The 8,439-nt window shown below is 62.2% G+C and carries 5 protein-coding genes and 6 tRNA genes; 10 read left to right on the top strand and 1 reads right to left on the bottom strand.

Annotated elements, in window-relative coordinates; all coding sequences use genetic code 11:
• The first annotated feature begins 44 nt into the window (after window positions 1–44).
• The 4 genes from ACT6Y9_RS02525 (at window position 45) to ACT6Y9_RS02510 (ending at window position 6,473) form a co-directional block, all read left to right on the top strand.
• Window positions 45–2,030 carry a fumarate reductase flavoprotein subunit gene (locus ACT6Y9_RS02525; protein WP_295477534.1) on the top strand — a complete coding sequence of 662 codons (1,986 nt, stop codon included), beginning with the start codon at window positions 45–47 and terminating at the stop codon, window positions 2,028–2,030.
• A 20-nt stretch (window positions 2,031–2,050) separates the two neighbouring features.
• Window positions 2,051–2,905 carry a fumarate reductase iron-sulfur subunit gene (locus ACT6Y9_RS02520; protein ID WP_443743394.1) on the top strand — a complete coding sequence of 285 codons (855 nt, stop codon included), beginning with the start codon at window positions 2,051–2,053 and terminating at the stop codon, window positions 2,903–2,905.
• Between the two features lie 531 nt (window positions 2,906–3,436).
• Entirely contained in the window at window positions 3,437–4,834 is a 1,398-nt protein-coding gene (locus tag ACT6Y9_RS02515; protein ID WP_295477538.1) for an aspartate ammonia-lyase, read from the top strand.
• Between the two features lie 304 nt (window positions 4,835–5,138).
• Window positions 5,139–6,473 carry an anaerobic C4-dicarboxylate transporter gene (locus ACT6Y9_RS02510; protein ID WP_443743393.1) on the top strand — a complete coding sequence of 445 codons (1,335 nt, stop codon included), beginning with the start codon at window positions 5,139–5,141 and terminating at the stop codon, window positions 6,471–6,473.
• A 158-nt stretch (window positions 6,474–6,631) separates the two neighbouring features.
• Here the strand turns inward: ACT6Y9_RS02510 and ACT6Y9_RS02505 are convergent, their stop codons facing one another.
• Entirely contained in the window at window positions 6,632–7,438 is an 807-nt protein-coding gene (locus ACT6Y9_RS02505) for an SGNH/GDSL hydrolase family protein (RefSeq protein WP_443743392.1), read from the bottom strand.
• A gap of 262 nt (window positions 7,439–7,700) precedes the next feature.
• Between ACT6Y9_RS02505 and ACT6Y9_RS02500 the strand changes: the two genes are divergently transcribed.
• From ACT6Y9_RS02500 to ACT6Y9_RS02475, 6 genes are all read left to right on the top strand, one after another.
• Window positions 7,701–7,776: transfer RNA gene (locus tag ACT6Y9_RS02500), tRNA-Gly, on the top strand.
• A 12-nt stretch (window positions 7,777–7,788) separates the two neighbouring features.
• A tRNA-Cys gene (locus tag ACT6Y9_RS02495) sits at window positions 7,789–7,862 on the top strand.
• Window positions 7,863–7,873: 11 nt separating this feature from the next.
• Window positions 7,874–7,949 (top strand) — tRNA-Gly (locus ACT6Y9_RS02490).
• Between the two features lie 52 nt (window positions 7,950–8,001).
• Window positions 8,002–8,089: transfer RNA gene (locus ACT6Y9_RS02485), tRNA-Leu, on the top strand.
• A 161-nt stretch (window positions 8,090–8,250) separates the two neighbouring features.
• A tRNA-Gly gene (locus ACT6Y9_RS02480) sits at window positions 8,251–8,326 on the top strand.
• Window positions 8,327–8,363: 37 nt separating this feature from the next.
• Window positions 8,364–8,439: transfer RNA gene (locus tag ACT6Y9_RS02475), tRNA-Gly, on the top strand.

The raw sequence follows: 8,439 nt of genomic DNA, 5'->3' as shown, positions 1-8,439 counted from the left end.
CGCCGATCCTCCCGCCTGGAGGCGGGATTTCCGAGGAAAAACTCATGAAAATCATCTACACCGACGTGCTGGTCATCGGCGGCGGCCTTGCTGGACTCCGCATGGCTGTTGCGGCCAAGCGCCGCGGCCACGACTCGATCGTCCTTTCTCTCGTTCCGCCGAAGCGCAGCCACTCGAAGGCGGCCCAGGGCGGCATGCAGGCCTCGCTCGGCAACGTGATCAAGGGCGTCGGCGACAACGAGGACGTCCACTTCGGCGATACGGTCCGCGGCTCCGACTGGGGCGCCGACCAGGAAGTCGTCCGCATGTTCGTGAACACCTCCCCGAAGGCCGTGCGTGAGCTCGCCGCCTGGGGCTGCCCCTGGTCCCGCATCACCGCCGGCGACCGTCAGGTGATCATCAACGGCGAGAAGGTGACGATTACCGAACGCAAGGAAGCGCAGGGCATGATGAACCAGCGCGACTTCGGCGGCACCAAGAAGTGGCGTACCTGCTACGTGTCCGACTGCACGGGCCACGCCATGCTCAACACGGTTTCCGACCGCATCATCGCCGAGAAGGTTCCGGTGATCGAGCGCGTTGAAGCCCTCTCCCTCATCTCCGACGGCAAGCGCTGCTACGGCGCCATCGTCCGCGACCTGATCACGGGCGAGCTGATGGCCTACGTCTCGAAGGCCACCGCCATCGCCACGGGCGGTGCGGGCCGCATCTACCGCGTCACGACGAACGCCGTGATCTGCGACGGCACGGGCTACGACCTCGCCCTGAAGACGGGCGTGGCTACCCTCTCCAACATGGAGGCCATTCAGTTCCACCCGACCGGCATCTTCCCGGCCGGCATTCTCGTGACGGAAGGCTGCCGCGGTGACGGCGGTCTGCTGCGCGACGTCGACGGCTACCGCTTCATGCCGGACGTCGAACCCGAGAAGAAGGAACTCGCCTCCCGCGACGTGGTCTCCCGCCGCATGGAAGAGCGCATCGCCATGGGCAAGGGCGTCAAGACCAAGTACGGCGAACACCTCTGGCTCGACATCACGCTCCTCGGCGAACACCACATCAAGCACAAGCTCCGCGAAGTCTACGAAATCTGCCACTACTTCCTCGGCGTTGACCCGACGAAGGAATGGGTCCCGGTCCGTCCGGCCCAGCACTACACGATGGGCGGCGTGCGCACGAAGCCGAGCGGCGAGTCCGAGACCCTCAAGGGCCTCTTCGCGGCCGGCGAAGCCGCCTGCTGGGACATGCACGGCTTCAACCGCCTCGGCGGCAACTCCGTGGCTGAAACGGTCGTCGCGGGCATGATCGTCGGCGAATACATCGCCGACTTCTGCGACAAGGCCGAGAACGGCATCGACATCCCGACCTCGCTCATCTACGACGCCCTCGCCAAGGAGCAGGCCGAACTCAACGGCTACCTCAAGAACACCGGCAATGAAGACGCCGTTGCTCTGCGCACCCGCATGCAGGAGATCATGACGACCAAGATCGGCATCTTCCGCAAGGGCAAGGACATGGAGGACGCCGTCAACGAACTCGAAGAGCTCTACAAGCGCTCCTTCAAGATCCCCGTCAAGGACGTCGCCGGCAACAACCCCGAGCTCGTCTACGCCTACCGCACCCGCTCGATGCTCCGCGTCGCCCTCACGGTCGCGCAGGGCGCGTCGCTGCGTCAGGAATCCCGCGGCGCCCACTACCGCGAGGACTACTCCGTCCGCGACGACGTGAAGTGGCTCAAGCGCACGATCGCCACCTGGAAGGAAGGCGACACGCTTCCGACGATCACGTACAAGGATCTCGACATCTCCAAGATGGAGCTGCCCCCGGGATTCCGCGGCTACGGCGTCAAGAACTACATCGAGAACCCCGAGTCCGCCAAGCGCCAGGCCGAAGTCGACGCCATCCGCGCCAAGATGCAGGCCGAGGGCAAGGACCGCTGGGCCATTCAGGACGCGATCATGCCGTACCAGCACCTGCTGCCGAAGCGCCTGCAGGGCCGCAATGAGCGCATCGATGAACCCCTGAAGGACTAATTTGGGAGCTTTGGAAGAAAATGACCCAGGAAAAGACCCAGACGGCGGCTCCGGCCGCCAAGGCTGACGCTGCTCCCGCCAAGAAGCATCGTCTTCTGAAGATCAGCATTCTGCGCTACAACCCGCAGGATCCCGACAGCGTTCCGCACATGCAGACGTACGAGCTCCAGGAATCGGACTCGATGACGCTCTTCATCGCGCTCAACGACCTGCGCAATGAGCAGGACCCCACGCTGCAGTTCGACTTCGTCTGCCGCGCCGGCATCTGCGGTTCGTGCGCCATGCTGATCAACGGCAAGCCGGGCCTCGCCTGCCGCACGCTGACGAAGGACCTGCCCGACGAGTTCACGCTCGCCCCGCTGCCGGCCTTCGAGCTGATCGGCGACCTGTCGGTGAACACCGGCAAGTGGATGCGCAACATGTCCGAACGCATGCAGACGTGGGTTCACGCCAAGATCGACGAGGTTGATCTGCGCAAGCAGGAAACCCCGATGGACCCGCAGCTCGCCGAAGACATCTACGTTCTCGACCGCTGCGTCGAGTGCGGCTGCTGCATCGCCGGCTGCGGTACGGTCCGCGTTCGTCCGGACTTCATCGGCGCCGTGGGCATCAACAAGATCGCCCGCTTCCGCCTTGACCCGCGCGACGAGCGCAACGACGCCGACTACTACGAAGTGGTCGGCGACGAGTCCGGCGTCTTCGGCTGCATGTCGCTGCTCGCCTGCCACGACTTCTGCCCGAAGGATCTGCCGCTCAAGACCCAGATCGCGTTCATCCGCCGCAAGATGGCCGAGCAGGGCATGGGCAACTACGACAAGGTCCTCCCGACGGAGAACAGCCGCAAGTCGATCCCGATCAAGCCGATCCAGAAGTAATTCTCGAGAAGCGATGATCCGCCGGCGTCCCCTCCGGGGGACGCCGATCTAAAGAGAGCCGGAATCCACATGGACTCCGGCTCTTTTTTTTCAAATCGCAATGGAGCATTAGGGTTTCAACGAATGCGTAAATCCACGTACGAAAGAACGGTTCCACAGTTCATCTGAACTCCAACCGTTCGGCGCTTCCTGAATGCGCACTATGTTGGTGCAGAGCTGTGGATAATCTTCGGTTTTTCTCTAGGAAGAATAAGGGTTCTCCCGGGGAGCAAACGCGTTACAACCTATTCCCTTCGCAGAAAATAAGCAGTAATATTTAGCCAACGCAAGAGAGGTAGTTCGAAAGTGCGTATATTCACGTAGCATCAGAACTTCCTGATCACAGCGGTTTCCATCGTCCGGAAGGGCGGACCAACGCAGCTCTAAGGAGCGGCGGCCCGGCCGGGTGATTCCCTGGTAGCGACGTGGCGGATTCGGGCGGGGATGCCCGCGCAATGCGCCTGCCGCATTGGACATATTGAGGAGCAATAAATGTCCCGTATTGAAAGCGATTTCCTCGGTTCCCTCGAGATTCCTGATGAGGACTACTACGGCGTGCAGACGATGCGCGGCAAGCAGAACTTCCACATCACGGAAATGCCGATGAGCCAGGAGCCTTTCTTCGCCCAGGCCTTCGGTTATGTGAAGAAGGCTGCCGCGATGGCCAACAAGGAACTCGGCACGATCCCCGCTGACGTCGCCGATGGCCTCATCTGGGCCGCCGAGCAGCTCATCGCCGGCAAGTACAACGACCAGTTCGTCACCGACTGGCTCCAGGGTGGTGCCGGCACGTCGACCAACATGAACTGCAACGAGGTCATCTCGAACCTCGCCTGCGAACACCTCGGCCTCGCGAAGGGCGACAAGAAGGTTTCGCCGAACGACCACGCCAACTTCGGTCAGTCCACGAACGACACCTATCCGACCGCTCTGCACCTCTCCCTGCTGATGCGCTCCAACGTCCTCATCAAGGCCGTTGAAGAGCTCGTCCAGAGCTTCTACGCTCAGGCTGAGAAGAACAAGAACGTTCTGAAGATGGGCCGCACCCACCTGCAGGACGCCGTCCCGATGTCCTTCGGCCAGGAATTCCACGGCTGGGGCAAGACGCTCGAGGATGAAATCGAAGTCATCCGCGACGCTCAGAAGCACCTCAAGATCGTCAACCTCGGCGCCACCGCCATCGGCACGTCCGTCACGGCTCATCCGGATTACCCGGCCCTCGCCGTCAAGAACCTTGCCAAGATCACCGGCATCGACTTCAAGAACAGCGACGATCTGATCGCCGCCACGTCCGACTGCGGCGCCTACGTCGCCCTCTCGTCGGCCTGCAAGAGCCTCTCCGTCAAGCTCACGAAGGTCTGCAACGACCTCCGTCTCCTTGCCTCCGGCCCGCGCACCGGCCTTTCCGAAATCGTTCTGCCGCAGCTCCAGCCTGGCAGCTCGATCATGCCGGGTAAGGTCAATCCGGTCATCCCGGAAGTGACGAACCAGGCTTCGTTCCTCGCCATCGGTCTCGACACGACGGTCATGCTCGCCGCTTCCGCCGGCCAGCTCGAACTGAACGTGATGGAGCCGGTCATCTCCTTCGCCCTCTACATGCAGATGAAGGTCCTCACGAACGCCTGCATCGCCATGCGTGAGAAGTGCGTCGACGGCATCGTCGTCAACGCCAAGCACTGCGAAGACCTCGTCATGGGCTCCCTTGGCATCGTCACGGTTCTGAAGCCGCACTTCGGCTACAAGCCCTGCGCCGCCTGCGCCCGCGAAGGCTTCCTCACCGGCAAGTCGCTGCACCAGATCGTCGTCGAAGAGAAGAAGATGCTCACGGAAGAAGAGTGGGGCAAGATCTTCACGTACGACAACCTCATCAACCCGAAGTTTGAGCAGTAATTCTGTTCAAACGCCCCATCCGAACGGGAAATAACAAACAAGATTCGGAGGGGATAGATCGTCGGGCGCCCTTGAGCAAGGACGTCCGACGTTCAACCACCAAAGCGGGACGTCGAGTTGCCGTACACCAGCTGCCTCCAGATTGAGGGCATGAGGAATCAAAAGCCCTCATGCCGGCAATCCGGAGGCTGACGGTTAATCGGAAGCCTGATTGAAATCCCGCCCTCAATCCGAGGCGCTCCACCAGTTTTTCAAGACCGGCTGCGCCGAAGGGGAGAGTGATCTCAACATGCCTGGAGGCATCATGGATTTCATGCTCATACTTCAGATCATCGTCCTTCTGGGGGCGATCTATCTCGGTGTCCGCTTGGGCGGCATCGGCATCGGCTATGCCGGCGGCGCCGGCGTTCTCGTTCTCGGCATCTTCCTCGGAATGAAGCCGGGCAACATTCCTTGGGACGTGATCCTGATCATCGCGTCGGTGATCGCGGCCATCTCCTGCATGCAGCTCGCCGGCGGCCTGGACTACCTCGTTCAGATCGCTGAACGTGTCCTGCGTGCGAACCCGAAGCAGATCAACTATCTCGCTCCGATCGTCACCTACGTCCTGACGCTCTTCGCCGGCACCGGCCACACCGCCTTCTCGATGATCCCGGTTATCGTCGAAGTCGCGAAGGAACAGAAGATCCGTCCGTGCTGCCCGCTCTCCATCGCGGTCGTCGCCTCGCAGATCGCCATTACGGCCTCCCCGGTTTCCGCCGCCGTGATCTACATGTCGGGCGTCCTTGAACCGTTCGGCTGGTCCTACCCGGCTCTGCTCGGCATCTGGATCGTGACGACGTTCCTCGGCTGCATGCTCACCGCCTTCGTGATGACGAAGATCCAGAACATGGATCTCGAAAGCGACCCGGTTTACAAGGACCGCCTTGCCAAGGGCCTCGTGAAGCTCTCCCATGGCGCCGCTCAGATGCAGCTCAAGCCGTTTGCGAAGCGCTCCGTTGCGATCTTCCTGATCGGCGTCATCGCGGTCGTTCTCTACGCCTCCGCCATCTCGCCCGCCGTCGGCCTGATCAAGAACGTTGTGGTTCCTCGCGATGCGGCCATCATGAGCCTCATGCTTACGGTCGCCACCATCACGACGATCTGCTGCAAGGTTGAACTCGGCGACATCGCCGGCAGCTCGGTCTTCAAGTCCGGCATGGTTGCCTGCGTCTGCGTGCTCGGCGTTGCCTGGCTCGGCGACACGTTCGTGTCCGGCCACACCGCCCAGATCAAGGGCTTCGCGGCTGAAACCGTCGCCGCCTACCCGGCCCTCCTCGCCGTCGTGTTCTTCTTCGCCGCCATGCTGCTGTACTCGCAGGCTGCGACCGCGAAGGCCATCACCCCGGCCATCGTCGCCGCCCTCGGCATCAGCGCCGCGAACCCGGGCGACTCCTACATGCTCGTCGCTTCGTTCGCCGCCGTCTCCGCTCTGTTCGTCCTCCCGACCTACCCGACGCTCCTCGGCGCCGTGCAGATGGATGACACGGGTACGACCCGCATCGGCAAGTACGTCTTCAACCACGCCTTCTTCCTGCCCGGCCTGCTCGCCATCATCTTCTCGGTGGCCCTCGGCTTCGGCGCCTGCGCCATCTTCTAATGACGCAGCTCTCTGAGGCTCCCCTTCCGGGAGCCTCGTGAAGAGGCAAAGCAAGACTTGAAGGGATTCTCTCCGGAGAATCCCTTTTTTTTCGCTCCTGAACCGGGAGGCGTCGTCAGCAGGCGCCTCCCGGCTGCGCATCTTCAGAGGTGGAGCTTCTACCAGCCGAAGAACGTGTGCACGACCTCCCAGGCGGTCTTCTGGAGCTTCGCCGCGGTCTCGGGCGAAAGCGGCTTCTCGCAGCCGCCCAGGAAGGTGTTGCCTTCGAGGGACTCGTGCTTGAGCGACGACCAGATCACGGCGGAGGCGAGGTAGGAGCCCGCTGCGGTCGGGTGGGAGTTGTCCGGCATGATGAGCTCGATCTCCGGGTGCAGGCGCTGCGACTCGGCGAAGGCGAGACCGACCGGCACGGCCATCACGTGGTTCTTGTTCGCCTCCGTGATCGTCGTGTCGGCGAGGGCGCGCGTCATCTCCGGGCGCCCCTTCCTCGCCCAGGTCACCATCAGGAGCGGCTCGGCGCCGAATCCGCGTATGGCGGCGATCTGCTTTTGGGCATGCTCGCGGAATCCGGCGCTCAGCTTCGGGTCGATCGGCTCGAGCGAGTTCGCCTGCAGGATCACCGCATCGAAGACGCGGCCGTCCACGGGCTTGAAGAGGTGGTCGATGCTGCCGCCTGGCGCGGGCTTCAGGAACCGACCGACGTCGTGGACGTCAAGACCTGCACCCGCCGCCGTGGAGATTTCGGCGAGGAGCTTGGAGTCCTTCGACGCGCCCGAGAATCCCCAGATGTAGTCGAACAATCCGCAGTTGTAGTAGGTGTAGGAGTTCCCGAAGATCATCACGGTCTGCGGGATCAAAGAGAGCGAGCGCACTTCCGGCGCGACGGTGTTGTCGAGCGCGGCTGCGGCGCCGGAGGTCAATGCTGCGGCGGCGCAGAGGGCGGCGGCGAGAATGGAGCGTTTCATGAGGACGCCTCGAAGGGGATGGTTGAGGGACGGGGCCGGCTGTGCAGCCCCTCGGGGGGAACATCGTGCACTCGCGGGCGGCGTGCGGGCCATCCGGGATTCTTCCCGGTCAGGCATCGGATGTCGAATGAACTCAAGGGGCGGGGGCGAGGTCGCAGGCGTCTTTGAAGTGAGCGGTACGCACATCCCGCGAATGCGGGGGTACTGGAGCGCTAAAGTCCTTGACAAATTGCCGTGGATCCGTAGAATTTCCCTTCTCAGTGCGGGAGTAGCTCAGTTGGTAGAGCGCAACCTTGCCAAGGTTGAGGTCGCGAGTTCGAGACTCGTCTCCCGCTCCATTGAGATTGGTCGGCGCGATAGCAAAGTGGCCATGCACCGGATTGCAAATCCGTTCACGGCGGTTCGATTCCGCCTCGCGCCTCCAAAAGAATTCCTGCGGGAGTAGCTCAGTTGGTAGAGCGCAACCTTGCCAAGGTTGAGGTCGCGAGTTCGAGACTCGTCTCCCGCTCCAGACTAAAAGAGAGGGGAACATCAAGTTCCCCTTTTTTTTGATCTGAACAGGTCCCAGAGTGACGAAACTGGTAGACGTAGCGGACTTAAAATCCGCCGCCCCACAAGGGCGTACGGGTTCGACCCCCGTCTCTGGGACCATTCGTCCTCGGTGCTGGAGGCGTTCCCGAAGCCGGAAGCCAAACACATGAGGACGGACCGCCTCCCGGAGCTTGAAGGGGGCGACGCGGAAATTTTTCGCGACGCTCTTGACAAATCCGAAAAGAGGCGTACAATACGCATTCTCCGCTGAACGCGGAAGTGCGGGAGTAGCTCAGTTGGTAGAGCGCAACCTTGCCAAGGTTGAGGTCGCGAGTTCGAGACTCGTCTCCCGCTCCAAACATCCTTCGGGATGTTCTTCCCAGTTCGCCGCGATGCGGGAGTAGCTCAGTTGGTAGAGCGCAACCTTGCCAAGGTTGAGGTCGCGAGTTCGAGACTCGTCTCCCGCTCCA

Source organism: Sutterella sp. (assembly GCF_052272535.1).
Taxonomy (GTDB): domain Bacteria; phylum Pseudomonadota; class Gammaproteobacteria; order Burkholderiales; family Burkholderiaceae_F; genus Sutterella.
The sequence above is the reverse complement of the archived record's forward strand: the minus strand, read 5'-3'. Positions and strand labels throughout refer to the sequence as shown.

What these genes read in the sequence shown, in the direction of transcription:
- ACT6Y9_RS02510 (WP_443743393.1), top strand. Translation starts at nt 5,139, where the DNA reads ATGGATTTCATGCTCATACTTCAGATCATCGTCCTTCTGGGGGCGATC.
- ACT6Y9_RS02515 (WP_295477538.1), top strand. Translation starts at nt 3,437, where the DNA reads ATGTCCCGTATTGAAAGCGATTTCCTCGGTTCCCTCGAGATTCCTGAT.
- ACT6Y9_RS02505 (WP_443743392.1), bottom strand. Translation starts at nt 7,438, where the DNA reads ATGAAACGCTCCATTCTCGCCGCCGCCCTCTGCGCCGCCGCAGCATTG.
- ACT6Y9_RS02520 (WP_443743394.1), top strand. Translation starts at nt 2,051, where the DNA reads ATGACCCAGGAAAAGACCCAGACGGCGGCTCCGGCCGCCAAGGCTGAC.
- ACT6Y9_RS02525 (WP_295477534.1), top strand. Translation starts at nt 45, where the DNA reads ATGAAAATCATCTACACCGACGTGCTGGTCATCGGCGGCGGCCTTGCT.